Source organism: Roseburia sp. OM03-7AC, from assembly GCF_003462625.1.
In the GTDB taxonomy this organism is placed as follows: Bacteria; Bacillota; Clostridia; order Lachnospirales; family Lachnospiraceae; genus Roseburia_C; species Roseburia_C amylophila.
The window spans coordinates 175,735-196,513 of the sequence record NZ_QTZJ01000003.1 but is presented as its reverse complement, the minus strand read 5'-3'; the positions used below and the strand labels follow the sequence as shown (position 1 = coordinate 196,513).

At 51.0% G+C, this 20,779-nt stretch carries 18 protein-coding genes and 2 pseudogenes; 5 read left to right on the top strand and 15 right to left on the bottom strand.

Features of this window, described 5'->3' with window-relative positions; all coding sequences use genetic code 11:
- Positions 1 to 474: 474 nt before the first annotated feature.
- Both rlmN and DXB39_RS08925 read right to left on the bottom strand, forming a co-directional pair.
- The gene (rlmN, locus tag DXB39_RS08930; RefSeq protein WP_004607971.1) at positions 475 to 1,464 is read right to left on the bottom strand and encodes a 23S rRNA (adenine(2503)-C(2))-methyltransferase RlmN; all 990 of its coding nucleotides are present in this window, start codon (positions 1,462 to 1,464) and stop codon (positions 475 to 477) included.
- Positions 1,465 to 1,650, bottom strand: coding sequence for a cysteine-rich KTR domain-containing protein (locus DXB39_RS08925; protein WP_004607970.1), 186 nt, complete (start codon positions 1,648 to 1,650; stop codon positions 1,465 to 1,467).
- Between the two features lie 381 nt (positions 1,651 to 2,031).
- Here DXB39_RS08925 and DXB39_RS08920 point away from each other — a divergent pair, with 381 nt between their 5' ends.
- From DXB39_RS08920 to DXB39_RS08905, 4 genes are all read left to right on the top strand, one after another.
- The gene (locus DXB39_RS08920; protein WP_004607969.1) at positions 2,032 to 2,385 is read left to right on the top strand and encodes a helix-turn-helix transcriptional regulator; all 354 of its coding nucleotides are present in this window, start codon (positions 2,032 to 2,034) and stop codon (positions 2,383 to 2,385) included.
- A gap of 261 nt (positions 2,386 to 2,646) precedes the next feature.
- Complete coding sequence (locus DXB39_RS08915; RefSeq protein ID WP_002585086.1) at positions 2,647 to 2,976, top strand: plasmid mobilization protein; 330 nt, start codon at positions 2,647 to 2,649, stop codon at positions 2,974 to 2,976.
- The gene (locus tag DXB39_RS08910) at positions 2,937 to 4,283 is read left to right on the top strand and encodes a relaxase/mobilization nuclease domain-containing protein (protein WP_002585087.1); all 1,347 of its coding nucleotides are present in this window, start codon (positions 2,937 to 2,939) and stop codon (positions 4,281 to 4,283) included. The genes DXB39_RS08915 and DXB39_RS08910 overlap by 40 nt, the downstream gene beginning before the upstream one ends.
- Before the next feature lie 63 nt (positions 4,284 to 4,346).
- On the top strand, positions 4,347 to 4,598 hold the full coding sequence (locus DXB39_RS08905) for a helix-turn-helix domain-containing protein (RefSeq protein ID WP_002585088.1): 252 nt from the start codon (positions 4,347 to 4,349) through the stop codon (positions 4,596 to 4,598).
- A 177-nt stretch (positions 4,599 to 4,775) separates the two neighbouring features.
- On the opposite strand, the gene DXB39_RS08900 is transcribed toward DXB39_RS08905, so the two are convergent.
- The 5 genes from DXB39_RS08900 to DXB39_RS08880 all read right to left on the bottom strand — a co-directional run bounded on the left by DXB39_RS08900 (position 4,776) and on the right by DXB39_RS08880 (position 11,954).
- Complete coding sequence (locus DXB39_RS08900) at positions 4,776 to 5,141, bottom strand: cysteine-rich VLP domain-containing protein (protein ID WP_002585089.1); 366 nt, start codon at positions 5,139 to 5,141, stop codon at positions 4,776 to 4,778.
- Positions 5,138 to 5,350 (bottom strand): transposon-transfer assisting family protein, encoded by a 213-nt coding sequence (locus DXB39_RS08895; protein WP_004607965.1) that lies wholly within the window; start codon positions 5,348 to 5,350, stop codon positions 5,138 to 5,140. The genes DXB39_RS08900 and DXB39_RS08895 overlap by 4 nt, the downstream gene beginning before the upstream one ends.
- A complete protein-coding gene (locus DXB39_RS08890; protein WP_002585090.1) occupies positions 5,347 to 6,300 on the bottom strand; it encodes a hypothetical protein in 954 nt (317 codons plus the stop codon). Before DXB39_RS08890 ends, DXB39_RS08895 begins: the two co-directional genes overlap by 4 nt.
- A gap of 3 nt (positions 6,301 to 6,303) precedes the next feature.
- Positions 6,304 to 9,630 carry an antirestriction protein ArdA gene (locus tag DXB39_RS08885; RefSeq protein ID WP_006859298.1) on the bottom strand — a complete coding sequence of 1,109 codons (3,327 nt, stop codon included), beginning with the start codon at positions 9,628 to 9,630 and terminating at the stop codon, positions 6,304 to 6,306.
- A 239-nt stretch (positions 9,631 to 9,869) separates the two neighbouring features.
- On the bottom strand, positions 9,870 to 11,954 hold the full coding sequence (locus tag DXB39_RS08880) for a DNA topoisomerase 3 (RefSeq protein ID WP_007037046.1): 2,085 nt from the start codon (positions 11,952 to 11,954) through the stop codon (positions 9,870 to 9,872).
- 78 nt (positions 11,955 to 12,032) lie between these two features.
- Between DXB39_RS08880 and DXB39_RS08875 the strand changes: the two genes are divergently transcribed.
- Positions 12,033 to 12,785 (top strand): Shedu anti-phage system protein SduA domain-containing protein, encoded by a 753-nt coding sequence (locus DXB39_RS08875; protein ID WP_004607960.1) that lies wholly within the window; start codon positions 12,033 to 12,035, stop codon positions 12,783 to 12,785.
- Between the two features lie 10 nt (positions 12,786 to 12,795).
- Here the strand turns inward: DXB39_RS08875 and DXB39_RS08870 are convergent, their stop codons facing one another.
- The 8 genes and pseudogenes from DXB39_RS08870 to DXB39_RS08830 all read right to left on the bottom strand — a co-directional run bounded on the left by DXB39_RS08870 (position 12,796) and on the right by DXB39_RS08830 (position 20,690).
- Positions 12,796 to 12,984, bottom strand: coding sequence for a hypothetical protein (locus DXB39_RS08870; RefSeq protein WP_004607959.1), 189 nt, complete (start codon positions 12,982 to 12,984; stop codon positions 12,796 to 12,798).
- Positions 12,981 to 13,691, bottom strand: a complete 711-nt coding sequence (locus tag DXB39_RS08865) for a DUF4366 domain-containing protein (protein WP_004607958.1) — start codon at positions 13,689 to 13,691, stop codon at positions 12,981 to 12,983. Before DXB39_RS08865 ends, DXB39_RS08870 begins: the two co-directional genes overlap by 4 nt.
- The gene (locus DXB39_RS08860) at positions 13,684 to 13,962 is read right to left on the bottom strand and encodes a DUF4315 family protein (protein WP_004607957.1); all 279 of its coding nucleotides are present in this window, start codon (positions 13,960 to 13,962) and stop codon (positions 13,684 to 13,686) included. Before DXB39_RS08860 ends, DXB39_RS08865 begins: the two co-directional genes overlap by 8 nt.
- Positions 13,963 to 14,000: 38 nt before the next feature.
- A complete protein-coding gene (locus tag DXB39_RS08855; RefSeq protein ID WP_007037045.1) occupies positions 14,001 to 16,070 on the bottom strand; it encodes a C40 family peptidase in 2,070 nt (689 codons plus the stop codon).
- A 35-nt stretch (positions 16,071 to 16,105) separates the two neighbouring features.
- Complete coding sequence (locus tag DXB39_RS08850) at positions 16,106 to 17,065, bottom strand: DNA-methyltransferase (protein WP_006876012.1); 960 nt, start codon at positions 17,063 to 17,065, stop codon at positions 16,106 to 16,108.
- A pseudogene (locus DXB39_RS08845) lies at positions 17,062 to 17,289 on the bottom strand (conjugal transfer protein TraE); the annotation flags it as partial. The gene DXB39_RS08850 and the pseudogene DXB39_RS08845, both read right to left, overlap by 4 nt.
- A gap of 841 nt (positions 17,290 to 18,130) precedes the next feature.
- Positions 18,131 to 20,338, bottom strand: a pseudogene (locus tag DXB39_RS08835) (VirB4-like conjugal transfer ATPase, CD1110 family); the annotation flags it as partial.
- Entirely contained in the window at positions 20,289 to 20,690 is a 402-nt protein-coding gene (locus tag DXB39_RS08830) for a PrgI family protein (RefSeq protein WP_117841575.1), read from the bottom strand. The pseudogene DXB39_RS08835 and the gene DXB39_RS08830, both read right to left, overlap by 50 nt.
- Positions 20,691 to 20,779: the final 89 nt, after the last annotated feature.

Genomic DNA, 20,779 nt, shown 5'->3' with positions numbered 1-20,779 from the left:
GCCTTTTGAAAAAAACGCCGAAGATTTTCGGATTTTTTTCAAAAAATTTTTTGAGCAGCAAAATACGCCTGTCCGAAAAGCCCGGACAGACGTATAGGTATTGTAAGCGGTATTCAGATGATTAGACAGTTCATATTGATAGACGTAGTTTTCCCCGGCGGTGGTCGGGCTTTTTTTGATGTGTCAATGACCGTCGGATTTTGTCGATATGGTATGTGCTTCATGGCGGCTACCTCCTTTTAGCCGCCGCTTTTAACAGTGATACCGCGTCATTTCATTAGAAGATAAAAAGAAACGGCGGCTTTGGTTTTTCAAAGCTGCTGCGGAAATCAAAGAACGACAAGCAACAGTTCTGATTTTGCTCCAATATGGTTATTGGGGGCACAAATTAAATCAAAAAAGAGCCGATAACAGCAGTATTTCAAACTGCATATTATCGGCTCTGCGTCTGTGCGTCTGGCTCTTTTAATTAAATTATTTTTGTTGTTTTTTGGCTTTATTATATGTATTAGCTAACTGTCCACAAGCTGCTTTAATCTCTCTACCATGAGAAACTCTCATGGTAACTTCAAGTCCTGTTTGCTCTAATTGATGTTTGAACGCAACCATTTCTTGTTTTTGTGGTGCTCTAATTTTTGAATTACTCGTCGGGTTGTATTGCAGCACGTTAATCATAACATTTTTGCCCTTAAACCATTTTGCAAGTTGCCTTATATCTGAGGAACGGTCATTTATACCTGGTAAAAGCAAATACGCAAATACCACTTTTCGATTATGCCTTTGTGAATAGGACAATGCTTGCTTAACAACATCTTCAATAGCGTACATGTGCATATGAGGAATGATGCAGTTTCTCGCAGCCTGTGTTGCTGCATGTAAAGATATTGTCAACTGAATTTTTAGATGTTCTTCGCGCAATTTTTTTAATTGATTAACTGGACCAACTGTTGATACGGTAATGCCGTCGGTTGGAAAGTTAAGTCCATTTCTATCTCGAAGAATATGGATTGCTGCAATCAAGTTGTCGTAATTGAATAAAGGTTCTCCCATTCCCATAAAAACGATACGATTTACTTTTTGACGTATCAATATGACCTGTTGCACAATTTCAGATGGTGTTAGATTACGAACGAAACCATTGCGTCCGGACTCACAAAAAATACAGCCAACAGAACAACCAACTTGCGTACTTACGCAAACAGTCCCACCATCTCGCCGTTTAATAAAAACCGTTTCGATATACCTGTTGTCTTTCAATTCATAAACATACTTTTCAGTATCGCTACTTTTATAGACTTTTTTTGTTGATATTGATAGATTTTTTTTGTGAAATGGCTGTTTATACAATTCCGCATATAAGGCTCTTGCTTTATCCTCTCCAATTACTTCCGACATTTCTTTGTAAGTAAATCCGTATGGGTCATTCAATATTTCCGTAAGTGTACTTTTAGGTAAGTGTTTCATTTAATATCCTTCCTTTTGTTTTTCAGAGTTTTTGATTATGATTTCTAATTTTTCAACATCAATGATATGTGTTAATTTACATTTAGGGCAGAAAAGAGGAAAATTTCTTAATACCGTATTATAAAATACTTGAACCCTCGTCTTTCCGTTACAAATTGGACATTTTATCCAATATTTTTCAAGCATAATATTTCTCCTTTTGTGCAAAAAAATACAGGTCAATTCTCAACATGAGCATTGACCTGCATTTATACATATAACACTACAACAAAATTAAGGCATAGTTTTTATACTATGTCTATACATCGTTAGTTTTGTTGTATAGCATACGCAAAATAAGCATGACAAAAAAGCCCATATTGAAAATGGGAAAAATCTTTTTTGATTTCAATGCTTATCGAATACGCATGCTATGTAACATAAACATTTCCCCCTTTTAATAATACTATACAAAAAAAGCGGCTAATTGTCAACATATACATATGAATTATTTTGGCTAACTGATTGAATTGTGTAGACATATCCAAGAAGAAAGGGGAACAGTAAAATGTAACAGGGTGAATAACTATGGCAAAAAGACCAGTACCGAAATACGATTTCAAGGCTTTTGGGGCAGCGATAAAGGCGGCGCGGACAGGGCGCAAGGAGAGCCGCAAGAAAGTGAGCGACGAAATGTTTATCTCGCCGCGCTACCTTGCGAACATTGAGAACAAGGGGCAGCACCCAAGTTTACAGATTTTCTTTGAGCTTATGCTCCGCTACAATATATCCGTAGACCAGTTTCTTTTGGAAACGCCGCCAGAGAAGAACACGCAGCGGCGGCAGCTTGACGCGCTTCTTGACGGTATGAGCGATACAGGCATACGGATTGTGAGCGCAACGGCAAAGGAGATAGCGGAAGTCGAAACAGAGGGCAGATAAGAAGTGTCCGTCAGAATTGAATAAGGTTTAGAGAGCGTTGTAATCTTTTTTTGAGGATTGCAGCGTTTTTCTTTTGCGGAAGTTTGGCAAAACCGGGCATAGCTCCGTAGTAAGGCATAAGGGATAAAAACATTCGTAGCAAGCATAGGAAGCGGGTACCCACTTCCGTATTTTCCCCTCCCGCGCTGCGGCGCGTCGGTTGAAAATTGCTTGTTGGGAAGTGTCCCAAACCCTCGGAACGGAAAGGAAAGGAGCGAATACATGAACGGACGCAAAAGAACGGTGCAAATCAAATTCAGAGTGACGGAAGCGGAACGGGATTTAATACTGGAAAAAATGAAGCTCGTACCCACCCGGAACATGGCGGCATATCTGCGGAAGATTGCCATTGACGGGTATATCATTCAGATAGACCATGCCGATATAAAGGCAATGACCGCAGAGATACAGAAAATCGGTGTCAACGTCAACCAGATAGCACGCCGCGTAAACGCGACGGGGAACGCATACCAAGAGGACATAGAGGAAATAAAGGGGGTGCTTGCGGAGATATGGCGGTTACAAAGATTAAGCCTATTAAAAGCACTCTAAGCAAAGCCCTTGACTATATCGAAAACCCGGACAAGACGGACGGAAAAATGCTTGTGTCCTCTTTCGGCTGCTCCTATGAAACGGCAGATATTGAATTTGAATATACCTTGTCCCAAGCACTCCAAAAGGGGAACAATTTAGCCTTTCATCTGATACAGTCCTTTGAGCCGGGGGAAGTCGATTATCAGAAAGCCCATGAAATCGGAAAGCAGCTTGCCGACGCGGTAACAAAGGGGCAGCATGAATATGTACTCACGACGCACATTGACAAAGGACACGTCCACAATCACATTATTTTCTGCGCCGTAAATTTCGTAGACCACCGCAAATATAATTCCAACAAAAGGAGCTATTACGGCATACGGAACATGAGCGACAAGCTGTGTCGGGAAAATGGCTTGTCCGTCGTCGTTCCCGGCAAGGGCAGCAAGGGAAAGAGCTATGCGGAGTACCAGGCAGAAAAGACGGGTACAAGTTGGAAAGGCAAGCTAAAGATTGCCGTTGACGCGCTTATCCCCCAAGTTTCCAGTTTTGAGGAATTGTTGCAGCGGTTACAGGCGGCGGGCTATGAGATAAAGCCGGGGAAATATGTGTCATGCCGCGCCCCCGGACAGGAACGCTTCACCCGTCTTAAAACCCTCGGCGCGGATTATACAGAGGAAGCCATAAGGGAACGGATAGCGGGCAGACGGGCAAAGGCGGCGAAAGCCCCCAGAGAGCAGCGCGGCGTTTCGCTGCTTATCGACATTGAGAACAGTATCAAGGCGGCGCAGAGTAAGGGCTATGAACAGTGGGCGAAAATCCACAATCTGAAACAGGCAGCAAAGACCATGAATTTCTTGACGGAACATAAGATTGAACAGTACGCGGATTTAGTCAGCCGGATTGAAGAAATGGCAGCGGAAAGCGGACAGGCGGCAGACGCATTGAAGGACGCGGAAAAGCGGCTTGCGGACATGGCGGTGCTTATCAAGAATGTTTCCACCTACCAAAAGACAAAGCCCGTCTATGACGCATACCGCAAGGCAAGGAACAGGGAGAAGTACCGCGCCGGACAGGAACAGGCGATTATCCTACATGAAGCCGCCGCAAGGTCGCTGAAAGCGGCGGGCATTGCAAAGCTCCCGAACCTTGCCGCGCTGCAATCGGAATATGAAGCCCTCCAAGCGCAGAAAGAAGCCCTTTATGCCGACTATGGGAAGCTGAAAAAGAAAGTCCGGGAATACGATATTATCAAGCAGAACATTGACAGCATTTTACAGGCAGACAGGCAGCCGGAACGGGAAAAGGGAACAGAGCGCGGATAAGGATAGCAAAATCCCCGCCGCTGTGCTATGATAGGGCTATCAAAAAGCAGAGGAGCGTTGAGCATGGAAAACCAGAAAATGCCGGAATATGAAACCATACGCGCCGCCGTTGCCGGGGAAAAATGGGCGGTGGAGAAAGTCGTGGAGTGCTACAAGGACGAAATCGACAGGCTATCGACGGTAGCGGTCAGACAGCCGGACGGAAGCACGAAACAGGAAATCAACGAAGATATGCGCCAGTCCATCACAAAGAAGCTGATAGAAGCCCTCCCGCAGTTCCCGCTTGAAGAAATGGAAAAGGGAAATGTCAGATAGGCAAAAAAAGAACAGGGCGCGGAAGCCAGTATATGACTTCCGCGCCCTGTCTTTTTATGGGTGCTGTTTTCGTGAATGTTACGCAGTAGAACGCCATTTTTGGGGGTAAAGGTATAAAGTATCGCCTATCCGATTTTCACGCCCGGAAAGCCCTGTAAATCAAGGGATTTTCCGCGCCTACTGCGTAACAGGGGCGCGTCTTTTCCTCATGCGCTCGGCGGCTTGTCTGCGGGTGATACGTTTCCGGCAGACGGGGCAGTATTTGACACTGTTAGAGGTTGACGCAAAGAACGCGCCGCACTCGGTACATTTCTTCTTATCCCCTGTCTGGTAAAGCTCCGCATAAAGCAGCCTGTCGGCGGGAAGCACCGCAACCCGGAACCACTTGCAGAGAAGCGAATAGGAAATGAGCTGCGGACATACGCACTCGTCCCCGTCGTCCAGTAAGATACAGTTCCCGTTATCATAATTGCAGCACGTCCGGCGCACAAGGGCGTTGACTTTCCGGCTCTGGGGCGGCGTCAGCCGCTTAACCCCGTTCATACTTCATCAGCGGCGTAAATGGGAAGCTCTGCAAATTCCGCTTCGGTCAAAGCGTCCACTTTGGAAAGGGTGCGCTTTGCAAGCTCCCGCATATCCGCGTCCATGTAGGGCAGCGCGGCGTTGACATTCTCAATCAAAGCCCGCTTGCCGCCCTCGTTGTAAATGCTCAAAAGGTTTGTTTCTTCAACAGTTAGTCTAATCATGCTCATACCTCCATATCGTGATTTTTTGTTTTTGCCGCCGCCTTTTTCGGGGCGGTCTTTGCCTTGTCTGCTTTAAGCTGCGCCCGGATAGAGGGGCGGGGCTTCCTTATCTCCCTGTCCCGGTTCTCCCCCTTGTCAATCAGCGCATACGTCCCATGTCTGCCCTCGATTTTGGAAAAGGAAAGGGTCTTGTAGGGCAGCATGGAGAAAAGGCGGTCAGTGTCCTTTGTGGCTGCAAGCCGCATGAACGCCGGGGAAAGCTCTGCCATGAAATGGGTCTTGTTCGGGCTGTTCGGCTCGTAATGCCGCTTCATTTCCCGCACAATGCGCCGCGCTTCCGTTTCAATCAGCCCGTCCCGCAAAGCGGCAATATGCGCCTTGAAATCCCCCGGCGAAAGCTGCTCCCGGCTGCGCCGTTCTTCCTGTAAGAGCGATTGCAGCGCGTCCGGGTCGTTGGGTACGGCTTCAAAGCGTTCAAATTTCCCAAGCTGCGGGTCTGGGGTTCCGTCAAAATATCTCCCGGCTTCCTGTACCCTTTCCCCATGCTCATAAATCAGCTTCACCGTATCGGCGGGCAGCTCCTTTTCCTTGACGCGCTCATAATGTTTAGAGTAGTCCAGTTCGTACAGATTGCCCTTGATTTTCCCGCGCTCCTTTCCCGTCAGCTCGATTGCATAGGCAAGAACGCGGTCGCTTGTCTGCTCCATGTAGAAACGCCATGTGTTGTGGGGCGCGGTGTCTTTGAGGAAAACGTCGCGCTCCCGGAAACAGTGCGTCCCGGACGGGCGGCAGAACCACAAAAGTGTTTTGTCCTCCCTGTGGGGGCTTGCCGCCGCCTTTGCGATAATCTCTTTGTCAATGTCTAAGTCGCTCTGGTAAAAGCCTGTGTTCTGCTTCATAATCGCTTCAAGGGAAGCAAACAAATCCATGTTTTCAAATTTGCTCTGTTCCGGCATGGGTCAGCTCCTTTCCAAGTCCTGTGACTTCTGCTTTGCGTTTTTCTTCTGTGCCTTTTCCTTGTCGGCTCTAAGCTGCGCCCGGATAGAGGGTTTCTTTTCCGGCTTCGCTCCCTTGCCGCGCTCCTTGTCGGCTTTGACAGCGTTAGCCAGGTCAACAAGGGAAATCTGCTCGCCCGCCTTTACCTTTGCTTCCAGTTCGTCAACGGTGGGGGTGTTGTTGATGATACCGTCAATCATGTTCCCGTTCTGCTCTGTGGTCTGCTCGGCGGTTTTCAAGGGATTGTCCCGCTGCGCCTGTTCTGCGGCAACGGCAAACGCCCGCGTCCCATTCCCCATAATCAGATACTTTCCGTCGTCCGACTGGTGGTGAAAGCCATATCCGGCGGCTTCTATCTGCTCCCGGCTCATGGCGGTCACATGGAAAGTCCCCCTCGGTGTCTTGACAGTTTCGCCCGTTTCCAAGTCGTCCGGGGTAAGCTGCTTTTGCTCCTGTAAAAACTCCGGCACTTCCCGAAAACCTACACTGTCAACGAAATGCGCCGCGTCCTGTCCGTCCTGATGAAGCACTACCACGTCGGAAACGGAAAGGCTGTGTCCCTTAAAATCTTTGGGGTGGTCGATATTGAAACAGGTGTAAATATCTTCAAGGGAAGTTTCCGGCGCAAGGGGCGCGGAATAGACAAGCTCATAGTTCGCCCTGTCAACCACATTTCCCGCCGCCTGCAGGCGGTCGTATGGCTCAAAGCGGAAATCCCTTGTTTCGTCCCCGCCCTTTATCTGGTAAATGGAAAAGGTGTCTTTGTCCTGTCCGGCGGTCTGCGCCGTTTCCTGTGCCTTTGCGTAAAGCTGCTTCACGTCGCCCTCGGTCAGCTCGCCGCTTTTGAGCTGCCCCATAAGCTCGCGGCATTTCTCCGGCGTTCCCGTATAAAGCACGTCGCCCATTTTCGCCCGCCCGTTCTCCTGTGTCACATAGGCTTGCAAGAGGTAGCTGTTTTCCCGGCTGTCGCTGTAAGGGTTCCGGCGCACTCTGTAAATCGTTTCCGGGGTAAAGGCTTCTTTCGGGGCTGCGCCCGCTTTTTCCTGTGCGCCGGATTTTCCCGGTGCGGCTGCTTCCGGATCCGGCTTCTCCGGCGCGGCTTCCTGTCCCTCTCTGGTGGGCTGCTCCTGTCCGGCGGTCTGCTCCTTGTCCTGTGCCTTTTGCAGCTCCGCTAAGTTCTCGTCTATGGAATTGATAATCTCGGCGGCTGCGCTGCGTATCGTTTCAAGGGAGCTTTTCAGCTCGGACAGCTCCCGCCCGCTGCTCCACCCGGCGACATAGCCGAAAGAGTAGTCCGACGTGTCAAGCCCGTAATGTTGGCAGACAGTATAGGCGACGCTTTCCGCTTCGACTTCGCGGGTGCGGCGGTCAACGTGGGGCTGCTGCTCGTCCTTTGGCGCGTTGAGGTCAATGTCGTGCAGCTTCGCATGGGCGATTTCGTGAATAGCGGTCTTTAAGGTCTGTAATTCGCTCATGCCCTCGTTGATAGCAATGCGCTTGTCCTCCAAGTGGTAGTAGCCATGAGAGCCGCCCTCGATATTCTCAAAGGCGATAGGAACGGGGGAAGTCTTTTCAAGGGCTGCGAAAAAATCCTTGTAGCGGTCAACGTCGCCTGTCAGCTCGTCAACCGCAATGTCCGGCAGCTCCTTTCCCTCGGTCTGGGAAACGTCAAAGACGGATACCACCTTGTAGGCGGGTATGGTGACTTCCTTTTCCTCGGTGACGGGCTTCCCGTCCTTGCCGATAACGGGCTTCTGCGTGTGCGGGTCGATTTTCTGCATTTCCTGTTTGATTTTATAGGGTGACGGAGCAATGATTTTAATTCCCTTTTGCCCTTTCATCACGTTTCGTTCAAAGTTGTTCTTCCAAGCGGAAAAGCCCGCCACAAGGGAAGCGTCCGGCTTCTGCATGGCGATAAGGACGGTGTTTCGGAAGCTGTAATTATGGAATTTTGACATGACTTTCAGATATTCCCGGTAACGCTCGCTGTCAAAGAGTTCCGCAATACCCTGTTCCAGACGGTCGGTAATCTCTTTGAGCTTTTCGGCGGGCTTCTCGCTCGTCAGCACGATAGGGATAACCGGGCGCGGCTCCTGTGGCTGCTCTGCGGTCTGCGCCGTTCTCTGCCCCGGCGCGGCTGCGTCCATTTCTACCTTTGACGGGTCGGGTCTTTCCGGCTGCGGGGGCTGCGGCGTTACCCGGTATTCCTCCGGCACGTCGCGCCCGTCGTACCATTCTGTAAAGGTGTTGCGGTTGTTGTAGATATAGCCCTTTTCGGTAAACATACCGTCGTCGTTAATGGAAGCGTCCCGCCCGTATTCCTCATACATGAAATACTTTTTCGCTTCTTCGGGAAGTTCCGGTTCTTCCAGTTCATCAACCAGATAACGCCCGTATTCTTCTTCATTGTGGACGGACGGATAAATCCAGTAGCAGTCAAGGTTCTGTGCAAGGTTGATAATGTCCTGTAAGCTGTCGGCATGGTCGCCGTATTCAATGGCTGCAATGAATTTCTCCCGGTCGTCGTCAAACTGCATTTCCAAGAGCTTCCCTAAATAGTTCAGCTCGTCGGGGTGGGAATACTCGCTTAAATGCTCCGTCAAGCCGGGGATAGTGGATTGAAATTCTGTGAAATGCCATTCCTCATAGTGCTTGAAGTCAATCCCGATACGGTCAAAGACTTCTTTCAGATGTTCGGCAGTCGTGGGGAATGTCACCCATTCGCCCGCGGGTCTGCCCTCGGTGTACTTCCCAAGATTGGAAAGATAGCCGCTTAAAATCGGTTCTGCCATTTGTTCGCTCCTTTCTTTTTCAATCATGCGGTGCATAAGCTCAAAATCCTCAATGCTCATGCTCCCGTCAAATACATAGGGGTTAAAATCCTCCCCGTCCCGGTAGGGCTTTTCGGAAAAGGGAAGCCCCGCTTCATGGGCGGCTGCCCTCGCTTCCTCGATAACCTCCGGGGGAAGCCTGTCGTCATGCGCTCCGATAAAACCGTCAATGTCGTTCATGCTGTTTTCGTAGTGGTAACGCACTCCGGCGGTCAGCTCGTCAAGGCTCATGTCCTCGCCTAAATGCCCGCAATAGTAGCCGTTTAAGATAACGGCGGCGGGGTCAATGCTTTTTATTTCCTCTAACCGGCTCCTGTCCTCCGGGTAGAGCGTATCGTCCATATCAAGATGAAAATATTCCGCGTTCCATGAACGCCCCTGTTTCCAGAACGCCACCCATGCGATACCGTCCCTAAGCTCGTCTTGATAGTCCTTTACGGTGTCCCGTAAACTTGCCATAGTGAAAAACCTCCTTTCTCTGCGGCAGCGTCATAAGCTGCATTTTTTGGCTGCATGGTCTACTACGGGTACGCCCGCATTTCTGCCAAATATTTTTGAAAATTTTTAGAGGGTGAAGCCCTCCGCAAAAGAGGGTTTGGGAAACTTCCCAACAAGCAAAATCCCCGTCCGGCGCGTCAGCGTCGCAACGGGGATTTACGGAAGTGGGTACCCGCTTCCTATGCTTGCTATTCAAGTTTTTAGTTCTTCTGCACTTCGATACGGTAGTTGACGTATTTCCCGCCAGTGTCAGCCAGAACGATAGTTCCGTCGTAGGTCTTGCCTGTTTTCGGGGAGTAGAGCTTCTTCACATTCGCCTTGCCGGATTTAAGGAGCGCGGCGGCAATCTTCGCGGAAAAAGCGGTCTTGCGTTCCTCGAAAAAGCGGTCATTCTTCCACATGACAAAGGCACATTCTTTGTTGCTGCAATAATAGTTTTTCTTCCCCTCATGGACGGGGGAACCGCAACGGGGGCATTTGCCGACAGAGGGCTTTTCCTCCCGGAACAAATCCTTTTTCCCGTCCAGTGCTGCGGCGTGTGTCTGCACAAGCTCCCGCGCCATAGCTTCAATGCCGGACAGAAATTCGCCGGGGTCTGCGGCTCCCTTTGCTATCTGCGTCAGATTGTTTTCCCATTCTGCGGTAAGCTGTGGGGAAGTGAGTATATCCGGCAGAATACAGATAAGGCTGTTCCCGTTTTTGGTAGGGATAAGCTGCTTCCCCTTGCGCTCCGCAAAGCCGCCCTTTACCAGTTTTTCAATGACGGCGGCGCGGGTGGCGGGAGTGCCAAGCCCCCGGCGTTCCGCGTCCGGGTCGGTGTCCCCGTTCCCGGCGCGTTCCATAGCCGACAAAAGGCTTGCTTCGCTGTGGGGCTTCGGCGGCGTTGTGGTATGCTCCGTTACTTTTGCGGCGGGGTTAGGAAAGCCCTGTCCCTCGGAAAGCTTCGGCAGCGTCACGTCTGCATTTTCCCCGTCCTCCGCTTCGGGCTTATCTTTCAGCGTCGCCCGGTATCTGCGTTGAAGCTCTTTCCAACCCTCCGCAAGTACGGTCTTTCCCCTTGCGGTGAAGTCTGTCCCGGCGCATGAGAAAACCGCCGTAACCGCTTCATAAATATGCGGCTCGGCGGTGGCAAAAAGCAGACGCGCCCCCGCAAGGGTAAGGATATTCTTCTCGCTTTCCGGCAGCGCGTCCGGGTCAGCCTTTGCAAGCTCCATAGTGGGAATGATTGCGTGGTGGTCTGATACTTTTTTACTGTCTAATACCTTTACAACCTCCGGCGTGAAGTCCGCGCCCGCCATAAAGGGGAGTTTTTCGCAAAGCAGCGCGATAATGCCCGCTGCGGTGCCGCCCATGTCGTCAGTAAGAAAGCTGCTGTCCGTCCTCGGATAAGTAAGGAGCCGCTTTTCATAAAGGGATTGTGCAAGGTCAAGGGTCTGCTTCGCGGTGTAGCCGAAAATGCGGTTCGCTTCCCGCTGCAAAGAGGTAAGGTCAAAGAGCTTCGGCGGGGCTGCGGTTTTCTTCTCTCTGGTGAGGGAAACGCATACCGCCGTTTCCGCTTCGCAAGCCCCTTTCAGCGCGTCGGCTTCTGCCTTGTCGGAAATCCTCCCGCTTGCCGCTTCCGCGCCGGATAAATCAAGGCGCACATGATAATATTTTTCTTTCTGGAAATGGGAGATAGCCGCGTCCCGGTCGGTGAGCATTTTTAAGGTCGGGGTCTGGACGCGCCCCACGTTCAAGGTCTTTCCATACAGGCAGGAGAAAAGCCGGGTGGCGTTAATGCCGATAAGCCAGTCAGCCTTTGCGCGGCAGAGGGCAGACGCAAAGAGCGCGTCGTATTCCTGCCCGTCTTTGAGGGAAGCAAAGCCCGCCTTGATTGCCCCGTCCTCCATTGAGGAAATCCACAAGCGGCGCATGGGCTTCTTGCAGCCCGCCGCTTCGTAGACAAAGCGGAAAATCAATTCTCCCTCGCGCCCCGCGTCACACGCATTTACCACTTCGGAAACGTCGGCGCGGTGCATAAGCTCTTTTAGGGTTTTGAATTGCTTCCCCTTGTCCGGGTCAACGGCGTACTGCCATTCCTCCGGCAGAATGGGTAAGCTCTCAAAACTCCATTTTTTATATTGCTCCCCGTAGGCGGCAGCTTCCGCAAGCTGTACCAAATGCCCGACGCACCATGAAATGAGGCAGCCGCCGCCCTCGATATATCCGTCTTTCTTTTCCTTAACGCCAAGCGCGGCGGCGATAGTCTGCGCCACGCTCGGCTTTTCTGCAATAATCAGTTTCATTTTCTGTTCTCCTTTCGGTTGTTTTAGGTTTGAAATTGGTTTATACTTTAAGCATTACTATAAGAAACAGGTGACAATATGAAATCAATACATACTTTCGATGTTTTTGCTCCTACTGATGAACAGGAAGAAGCAATGAATAAAAAACGTGGCGGGCATTACAGGCGCGGTAAAAACAAAGAAATGGATTACTTTATTGAGTGTGCTACTTCGCTATTTCCCAACAACCATTATTCAAGGTTCACACCTATATATGATACGACAAAAGAGTTTTATCAACTGATTACTTCTTCCGATACAACAGAAAGAGCTATACTAAATTGGATAGCTTCTAATCGTGCATGGAATTATTTGTTTGGCTTATTACGGCATTATTACAGAACAGGACACCATGACGATAATTATATCTTTCCAGAGTTCAAAATCGGGTCGGCTTATGTGGCTGATTATCTGCTCATAGGTAATAGTTCAGACGGTTATCAATTTGTCTTTGTGGAATTAGAAGCTCCCAACGGGCGGATAACAAAAGAAAAAGGTACTCGTTTCGGGGAAGTAATCAATAAAGGGATTGAACAGGTTAGGGATTGGCAAATGTATATTGCTGCAAATTGGAATGTAATTGTAGCAGAATTGGAAAAGCACTCATTCTCCAATACAAAGTTACCCAGACAATTATACAAATATTGCCCTTATCAAATCTACTATGCTGTGATAGCCGGACTCCGTAAAGATTTTGAGAATATTCGTGATAGAAAGCTCCAACTGCAAAATGAAAATAACATAACACTTTTGCATTACGAAAATCTCATAGATGTTGCAAACGAAAATTAAAAGTCCATTTTCAGCGTTCCGGCTCACTTGCCTTTTTCTCCTGTACCTGTTTCAGACAGTAGCCCACACAAGGGAGCTGCCCTTTGTACGGACAGGAAGCGCAAGCCGGGGAATGGGGAACGGGCGGCGCATTGTCACGCCGCCCGCCCGGTCTTTGTATCATCATCTTTTCAAAGGGATTGTCGGTAAACAGGGTCATGCTTCCTCGTCCTCCTGTTCTTCATCAGAAAGCCCGTCCCCCTCGTCCGGCTCGTCCTCGTCGTAGTCGTCAAAATCGAAATCTTCAAGGTCGGTGCCGCCCTTGACGTTTTGCTTCGGCTTCATAAACTTAAAATAATAGAACGCGCCCCCGCCGCCAAGAAGTGCCACGACAAGGAAAAGCACAAGCCCGCCCGCATTGCCTTTCTCTTTGGGCAGCTCCGGCGGTTCCTCGGTTTCCGGCTCTGCTTCCTTGCCGCTGCAAGCGGTCATGTTGTCCTTGCAGACGGGGCAGCTCACATTTACCTTTCCGGCTTCGCATTTTTCGGTGCAACTGCAAACGGCGGGCGGGGCTGCTTCGGTGCTTCCGTCCTCCATAAGTGCTAAGAGGTCGGCTTCGTCCACTTGATTAAGGAAATGTACGGTGTTCTCGCCCTCGTCGTCCCGGTCAATGAGGATATAAAAGTAATTGCCGTTTTTGGTCGTTACGGTGATAAGCTGCTTGTTGCCGCCGAAATCGTCTACAAGGGTCGCGTTCCCGTCCGGGGTAAGGGGTTCTTCCTTTTGGGGTTCCTCGTAGACAACGCCGCTGTCGTTGGTGTCGTCCTCTCCCTCCGGGGTCTGTGCAAAAGCGGTGACGGAAAAGCCGCCCGAAAGCATAAGGGCGGCGCAAAGTGCGGTCAGTGTTCTAAGGATTTTCTTATTCATTCTCGGTGTCCTCCATTTCTTCGGTGTCGTGGTCTGCGGGTTCTGCGGGGTAGCCCGGCGCGGCTTCCATGCCCGGAATACCGCCCCCGGAAAGCATAGCGGAAAGCTCATGCGGGGAAAGGCGCATGGAGCGCACAAGCTGTACGATTTGCAGGTTTTCCGCTTCGGTTTTCTGCGCTTCAAGCCCCCTTAATTTATTCTGGTACTCGGTGATTTTCTCGCGGGTCTTTGCAATCTCCTTGTCGATACGTTCAATTTTGTTCATAGCCATCAATAAATTTCTCCTTTCAGATTTTCATTTTTTTGTTGTCAGTTCCAATTCATTAAGCCGTAGCCCTTGATACAGGAGTAATTGACGGGGTAGCTCTTTATCTTGCAGGCGTCGCCGGAATTGCCCTCGACGGTATAGACGCGCTCCCCGTCCGTCCCGATAACAAGCCCTACATGGTCTGCGCTCCCGTCCCCGTCCCAGTCGAAAAAGATAGCGTCGCCGGGGGCGATATTCTCATAGCCCCTCGCGCCCCATTGCCCGCGTGACTGGAACCAGGGTACGCCCTGTGACTGGCACCCGGCAAAGCGCGGCTCGCTTTTCCCGGCTTGATTGTAGCACCATGAAACAAAACAGGCGCACCATTCCACGCGGCTGTTAAATCCGTACCAGCTCCAAAAGGGTCGCCCGCCTACGTTGCCGACTTGCCGCTTCGCAAGGTCTACAACGGCGGTGTTGCCGGGGCGTGTGCCGTTTACAAGCTGTACGCCGCTTAAATCCTCGGACGCGCCCATATCGGGGGAGCCGCCGCCGAAAATCAGCGGCTTGTTTCCGCTTGTTTCCAGATAGACGCGGTACATTTCAAGCTGCTGTGGCGTTAGAAGTTCCTCCGCAATCTCGGAAATGGGCTTGTTCGTCAGCTTCACGTTGAGGATATGGTACTCGTAGGGTACTTCCTCGCTGGTCGTTTCCCCTGTTTCCGGGTCTGTGCTTGTTTCTGTGCGGTAGCGGATTTCCGTTTCTTCCGTCAGCGTCAAAGTGTACTGCATGGCAAAGACGCGGTTTAGTTCTGCCTGTGCGCTCTGCGGGGTGTAGGTCTGTAAAAGGGCGGTGAGGTAGGACGCTAACTCATGGGGGTTATGCCCGATACTGTCAAGGTCATAGCGGTATTCGTCATAGCCGGGGTGGGTGCTTTCGATATTGTCAATCTGCTGCTGAAGCTCGTTTTCCTTTGCGGCGTAATTATTTTCCGTCGCCACAAGGTCGCTGTCCTCCGACGTGTAGGAAGTCCCAAGTATGCCGTTCATCAAGCCGGAGAACATGGAGCCGCAAGAGGAAAGCCCCGCCGATACCATGATGAATAAGAGCAGCGCGGCAACGGCGATACATACGCCCGCCGGGTGCCGCCCTACAAAAGCGATTGCCTTTTTTGTTTCCTCGGCGGTCTTTTTTGCCGCCTTGCGGGTGTTCTCTGCGGCTTTCTGCGCCGTTTTTGCGCCGCCTTTCCTTGCCGACTTTGCATACTGCCGCTTGATTTGCTGCTTCTGCATGAAGCGGGAAAGGGGATTGCCCGCAATCTGCGGATTGTCATGTAGGGATTTATGGTACTGGAAATCCACATTCGCCTTGAACGCCGCTTTCTCTGCCTTTGCCGCCGCCCGGTAGGGTTTGAGCTTGTGGCTGCGGTAGCCCTCCTTGACTTTCCGCGTCCCGTACTTTGCGCCGCGCTCTGCCAGTTCTTCGGATTTGTGCGCCCCCTCAACGCCGGAATTGTCCTTTTCAACGGAATGTATCTTGTTGTGGACGAAAATACCCGCTTCCTGTGCGGGGCGGGATAGCGGGTTATTGTGGGGCTTATTCCTTCCTATGGGCTTTTCCTGTTCCTCAAAATGTAGGCGGGTCTTGCCTTTCCCGGTGGCTTCATCAAAGGTGCGCTCCCGTACAAGTTTCTTTTCTTTGGGGATAGCCGCCTTTGCCGCGTCCAGACGGTCGGCTGCTTTGTCCGATTTTCGGATATACCTTTCAAGCTCCGGCGTTGCCCGTTCCTCGTCGGTAAACTGCAAGCGGGAAGATTTTTCTTTTGCTGTGGCTTCTGCCTGTGCTTTCCTCGCCGCCTTTTTGCTCGCCTTTCTGGTACGCGCCCCGTCGATACGCTCCAAGACGCGCTCGGCTGCGGCGGTGTCCTGTTCCCGTTCTGCCCCCGGCGCATGGGGAAGCGGCGGCGCGGCGGCTGTGGGCGCGGGAGCTGCGCCGCCCGGTATGGTCTGCGCTGCCTGTTCCGGCGGCTGCGGTGCTTCGGTCTTTGCAAAGTCCGCGTCCCTTATCCGCTTGCTGATACGTTTCTTTTTCCCGGTGGCGGCGTTTACCTCGACAGCCCCCTCGCGGGTCATTTTCTGCGTGACTTTCTCACGCGCTCGATACTGTTTTATTTTTCTGTCCCTCCAATCCGCGCCCTTGCAAGGGCGCAATACTCGGCGTTTATCTCAATGCCTATATAATGCCTGTCAAGCTGCCTTGCGGCTGCTCCCGTCGTGCCGCTGCCGAAAAAGGGGTCAAGCACAACGCCGCCTTTCGGACAGCCCGCCTTGATACAGGTTTCGGCAAGTTTTGGCGGGAACGCGGCGAAATGCCCGCCCTTGTAGGGTACGGTATTGATAAGCCACACGTCCCGCCTGTTCCGCATGGTCGGCATGAGGGCTTCGTCGTAGTAGCTGCCGCTTCTCGCCCGGTTAAGCCCCTGTACTTTCCCCTGTCCGGGTACTTCGTCCGCATATTTCTGTCCCGCGCTGCGCCCGGTGCGGTACCGCGCCGCCGTTGTGGGGGCTAACGGCTCGGCTATGGCGGCTGCGTCATAGAAATATTTCTTTGACTTCGTAAGCAGAAAGATATGTTCATAGCAGCGGGTAGGGCGGTCTTTCACGCTCTCCGGCATGGGGTTTTCTTTCTGCCAGATAATGTCGCTCCGTAAATACCACCCGTCAGCGCGTAGGGCAAAAGCTAAAAGCCAAGGGATACCGATTAAGTCCTTTTGTTTGCAGCCGGAAACGCGGTTGTTTTTTGCAATCTGCTGTCCGTTTCTGCCTTTCGGGTTCTTCGGGTCTGCATGGTAGCCCTTGTTCCCTGTGCCGCAGTAGGTGTCCGCGATATTCAGCCAGAGCGTACCGTCAGAACGCAGTACCCGGCGCAGCTCGCGGAAAACCTCGGTCAGCCTGTCAATGTACTGCTCCGGCGTGTCCTCCCGCCCAATCTGCATATCAAGCCCATAATCCCTAAGCGCATAGTAGGGCGGGCTTGTGACGCAACAGTGTACGCTTTCCTCTGGAAGCTCCCGCAAGGCATAGAGCGCGTCCCGGTTGATGATGGTGTCAGTTTTCAGCCCGTTCATGCTTCGCCCACTTCCTCCGGCTTCGTCGTCATTACCCGGTAAAGCTCGGTGTCTTTCGGGAAGCGGTCTACAAAGGGCAGCACCACGTTCCCGTAGAAGATAAGCCCCTCGCCCGCTTCGGTGTGGGTGACATATTTCATCTGCTGCGGGGAGATGTTGAGCTGCTTCGCAAGGATAGCCCGGTCGCCCGCCGCCTGATTGAGCATGAGGACAAAATCAGAGTTTTATAGTGATAGGTAAGCCTCTGATATCATCTCGGGCTTTTCCCCCACTCCACACCGTGCATGCGACTTTCACCGCACACGGCGTTCCATCGGTTAGTATTTTTCATTGTCTAAACAATCAACCTTTGAATAGAATAAAAACTGTAGTAGTTGAAATAAGATTAAATAGGTTGATTTCTAACCGACTAAAGCCCATTCCTCGAGCCCGCCTTTTTCGTAGGGCTGTCGTAGGTTCGAGCTTCGCTTTTCAGCACAGATTAGGCGGCTTATATGATTCGTCCGCAGATTGCTTATGAGCAACTCTGTACCTTTCCACGTTCCGATAATTCTATCTGTGCATATATCCTTAGGTGTCCGCTATAGTCCTGTCAGCTTGATTGTGCCTGTAACACAATACGGAGTTTCATATTTTCGATTCTTACTACACCGCACTGACCCACAATTAAGTGTCCATACATTTCTATATGGTAAACATCTAGACCCGTACATTCGCGGTTTTCGTCAGTCCGTCGTGGACATTCTCACCATAGATATTTTATAGACTCCCGACGTGTCATCTGCATACAGTACCTCTACCACACTTTCGACAGCTGTATTTCTACACTGTTTCGGCAGACTTCCGCCGACTTTATCGAGCTCCAGACCCCAACCATTACAGTCGGAGCCGGTCGAAGTATCAGAGAAGGCATTTCAAGGCGTTACCCCATCATTCTACCTTTCGAATTATCAGTTGTTACTTACCTCGTAAGAAGGTAAGTCCGACGATTTTAGCATCGCATGGCCATAAGTCCATGAAGTTTTACCCTCATAGAGCGATGTTTGTGCGTCAACGTGTCGCACCAAAGATATTCTCCACTTCGCGGGAAGCAAGCAAATCCTTGACATTCTGCGTAATGGCTGTGGGTATGCCGCCCCATTTTCTGAAACGCTTCCAGATTTCAACGGAATAGGCGGCGGTCTGTTCCTCTTTCAAGAGAAGATGAAATTCGTCCATAAAATACCGGGTGGATTTCCTTTCTGCCCGGTTGACGGTGACGCGGTTCCATACCTGGTCCTGCACAATGAGCATACCTAACTTTTTGAGCTGCTTCCCAAGCTGCTTGATGTCAAAGCAGACAAGGCGGTTGTTCAGCTCCACGTTGGTACGGTGGTTGAATACGTTAAGGCTCCCGGAAACATACAGCTCCAACGCCGCCGCAATACGCGCCGCTTCCGGCTCCGGCTGCTTCAAAAGCTCGTTGTAGAGGTCGCCCAAGATAGGCATTTTCTCCGGGTCGGGGTCTGCAAGGAAAGGGCGGTACACGTTCCTAACGGCGCGGTCAATGACGGTCTTATCGACGGGCTGCAAGCCCTCCTTGCCGCCTATGACAAGCTCGCAGAGGGAGAGGATAAAGTCGGATTTCAGCGCAAGGGGGCTGTCGTCCTCGCTGTAATTGAGGTTAATATCCATAGGGTTCACATACTGGGGCTTCCCGTCAATGCCCTTGCCCGTAGGCGATAACCGTATCACTTGCCCGTCAAGCCGCTGCACAAGGGAAAAATACTCTGCTTCCGGGTCGCAGATAATTATGTCGTCGTCGGTAATGAGGAAAGCGTTTGTCATTTCCCGTTTGGCGGCAAAGGATTTCCCGCTTCCCGGCGTACCCAAGATTAAGCCGTTGGGGTTCTTTAGCTGCTTGCGGTCGCAGAGTATCATGTTGTTAGACAGGGCGTTTAAGCCGTAATACAAAGCCGCGCCCGTCTGAAAAAGCTCCTGCGTGATAAAGGGGATAAAGATAGCGGTGCTTGACGTGGTAAGCCCTCTTTGAATGGGGATAAGGTTCTCCCCAAGCGGTACAGAGGACATAAGCCCCGCTTCCTGTTGGTAGTCAAGGCGGGTCAAGGCGCAGTTGTTCTTCTGTGCAATGCCCGCCGCCGCGAATACGTCATTTTCCAGTTTCCTTTTTGTGTCTGCCATGTTCACCACAAGGAACGTCAAGAGGAACATTCTTTCATTCCGGCTCTGCAAGTCCTGTAAGAGATTTTTCGCTTCGCTGCCAAACGTGGCAAGGTCGGACGGGATTATATCCATGTCGTAGCCGCTGCGTACCGCTTTTTTCTGTTCCTCGATTTTCATTTTGTCAAGGTCGGTGATTTTCCGCTTGATTGTCTTTATGGCTTCGGTCTGGTCGATACTGTGGATATGCAGATTGACGATAACGCCCGTTTCCAAGTCCAGAATGTCAGATAAGATACGGTCGTTTAATTCCGGCGCAAGGATTTCAAGGAATGAAACCGCGCCGATTTTGCGCCCCATGCGGAAATAACGCCCCTCGCCAAAACGGAAAGAGGAAGGGGCGATAAAGTCCTTTGTGGAAAGCCCGGACGGGGCAAGCCATGAAAAATCAAAGGCAAACTGCCCGCCCTCCGGGTGGAAAATGCCATGCAGCATTTTAAGGCGTTCATAGCCTGTCATGGGGCGGGCAGACACGCCCAAGAGCTTAAAGTTGTTCAGTACGTCCGTTTCGATACGGGCAAGGCGGGATTTCGCCGCGCCCAGACTGTCGGCTTCAATGGCAAAGGTGATATATTTTGCCTTGACAAGCCCGTTGTTGCCCTTTGCAAGCTGGTTTTTCAGCATATCCCGGTATTCTGTGCGGATAGAGTTGAAAGCGTCCTCCTGTGCCGGGATATTGACCGCTTTTTCCGCTTCGCCCCGCTGCGTCCCCTGATTGATGAAAGAGAGCTGCACCGAAACGGAAGCGTCAAAGTAGTTGAGGAAGTCGCACCAGTTCTCAAAAATGGCGGTCTTGTCGTCCGCTTGTGCAAGCTGATAGTTAATATCTTCAAAGGCGACGGTCTTTGAGTATTTCCGTCCCGTAACCTTGCAGATACCGTCCGGGTACATCTGTATATAGGGGATTGTCTGCTGCGCGGTGTGCGCTTTCCCGTCGCCCTTTGCCTGTCTGATGATTTCCGCAATCTGCTTTTTCTCGGCGCGGGTGAGCTTGCGGGGCGGGTTAGGCTTTGCGCTTCCCGCCGCGCTGTTTCTTCGTGTTTCCTTTTGCAATCGCTGATACCTCCTTTTCAAGTTTTCTCTGCCGTTCTAAGGCGGAATAAAAGTTGTCTGTCCTGTATGGTCGTTCTTTGGGGGCTATGAATTTCGTCTGAATGATGTTCTTCACCACTACTTCAAGGGGCTGTCCATGCTTTTCATACATGGCGAACAGGAAACAGGGCAGCATGACGGCAATTATAGCCATAGACGCAAGGCTTGTGCCTGTGCTGTCTTTGAGCAGAAAGAAAAGCGGCAAGCCGATAATGAGAGCCGCCGCAAAACATACAATCTGCCGTTTGGTAAGGTTGAACGCTACTTTTGTCTTGACTTTGGATAAGTCTTTGGGTACGGGTACATACGCCAAGTGAAAACCTCCTTTCTCTGGGTTTGGTGTTGCTGTAATTTTCCATAAGGGTAATCAAGGCAAAGGTCAATCTATGCCCTTTGCCCGCC

Bases quoted from the DNA above. Each gene is read 5' to 3' on its own strand.
- rlmN (WP_004607971.1), bottom strand. From the start codon at position 1,464: ATGAAACACTTACCTAAAAGTACACTTACGGAAATATTGAATGACCCA.
- DXB39_RS08925 (WP_004607970.1), bottom strand. From the start codon at position 1,650: ATGCTTGAAAAATATTGGATAAAATGTCCAATTTGTAACGGAAAGACG.
- DXB39_RS08920 (WP_004607969.1), top strand. From the start codon at position 2,032: ATGGCAAAAAGACCAGTACCGAAATACGATTTCAAGGCTTTTGGGGCA.
- DXB39_RS08915 (WP_002585086.1), top strand. From the start codon at position 2,647: ATGAACGGACGCAAAAGAACGGTGCAAATCAAATTCAGAGTGACGGAA.
- DXB39_RS08910 (WP_002585087.1), top strand. From the start codon at position 2,937: ATGGCGGTTACAAAGATTAAGCCTATTAAAAGCACTCTAAGCAAAGCC.
- DXB39_RS08905 (WP_002585088.1), top strand. From the start codon at position 4,347: ATGGAAAACCAGAAAATGCCGGAATATGAAACCATACGCGCCGCCGTT.
- DXB39_RS08900 (WP_002585089.1), bottom strand. From the start codon at position 5,141: ATGAACGGGGTTAAGCGGCTGACGCCGCCCCAGAGCCGGAAAGTCAAC.
- DXB39_RS08895 (WP_004607965.1), bottom strand. From the start codon at position 5,350: ATGAGCATGATTAGACTAACTGTTGAAGAAACAAACCTTTTGAGCATT.
- DXB39_RS08890 (WP_002585090.1), bottom strand. From the start codon at position 6,300: ATGCCGGAACAGAGCAAATTTGAAAACATGGATTTGTTTGCTTCCCTT.
- DXB39_RS08885 (WP_006859298.1), bottom strand. From the start codon at position 9,630: ATGGCAAGTTTACGGGACACCGTAAAGGACTATCAAGACGAGCTTAGG.
- DXB39_RS08880 (WP_007037046.1), bottom strand. From the start codon at position 11,954: ATGAAACTGATTATTGCAGAAAAGCCGAGCGTGGCGCAGACTATCGCC.
- DXB39_RS08875 (WP_004607960.1), top strand. From the start codon at position 12,033: ATGAAATCAATACATACTTTCGATGTTTTTGCTCCTACTGATGAACAG.
- DXB39_RS08870 (WP_004607959.1), bottom strand. From the start codon at position 12,984: ATGACCCTGTTTACCGACAATCCCTTTGAAAAGATGATGATACAAAGA.
- DXB39_RS08865 (WP_004607958.1), bottom strand. From the start codon at position 13,691: ATGAATAAGAAAATCCTTAGAACACTGACCGCACTTTGCGCCGCCCTT.
- DXB39_RS08860 (WP_004607957.1), bottom strand. From the start codon at position 13,962: ATGGCTATGAACAAAATTGAACGTATCGACAAGGAGATTGCAAAGACC.
- DXB39_RS08855 (WP_007037045.1), bottom strand. From the start codon at position 16,070: ATGACCCGCGAGGGGGCTGTCGAGGTAAACGCCGCCACCGGGAAAAAG.
- DXB39_RS08850 (WP_006876012.1), bottom strand. From the start codon at position 17,065: ATGAACGGGCTGAAAACTGACACCATCATCAACCGGGACGCGCTCTAT.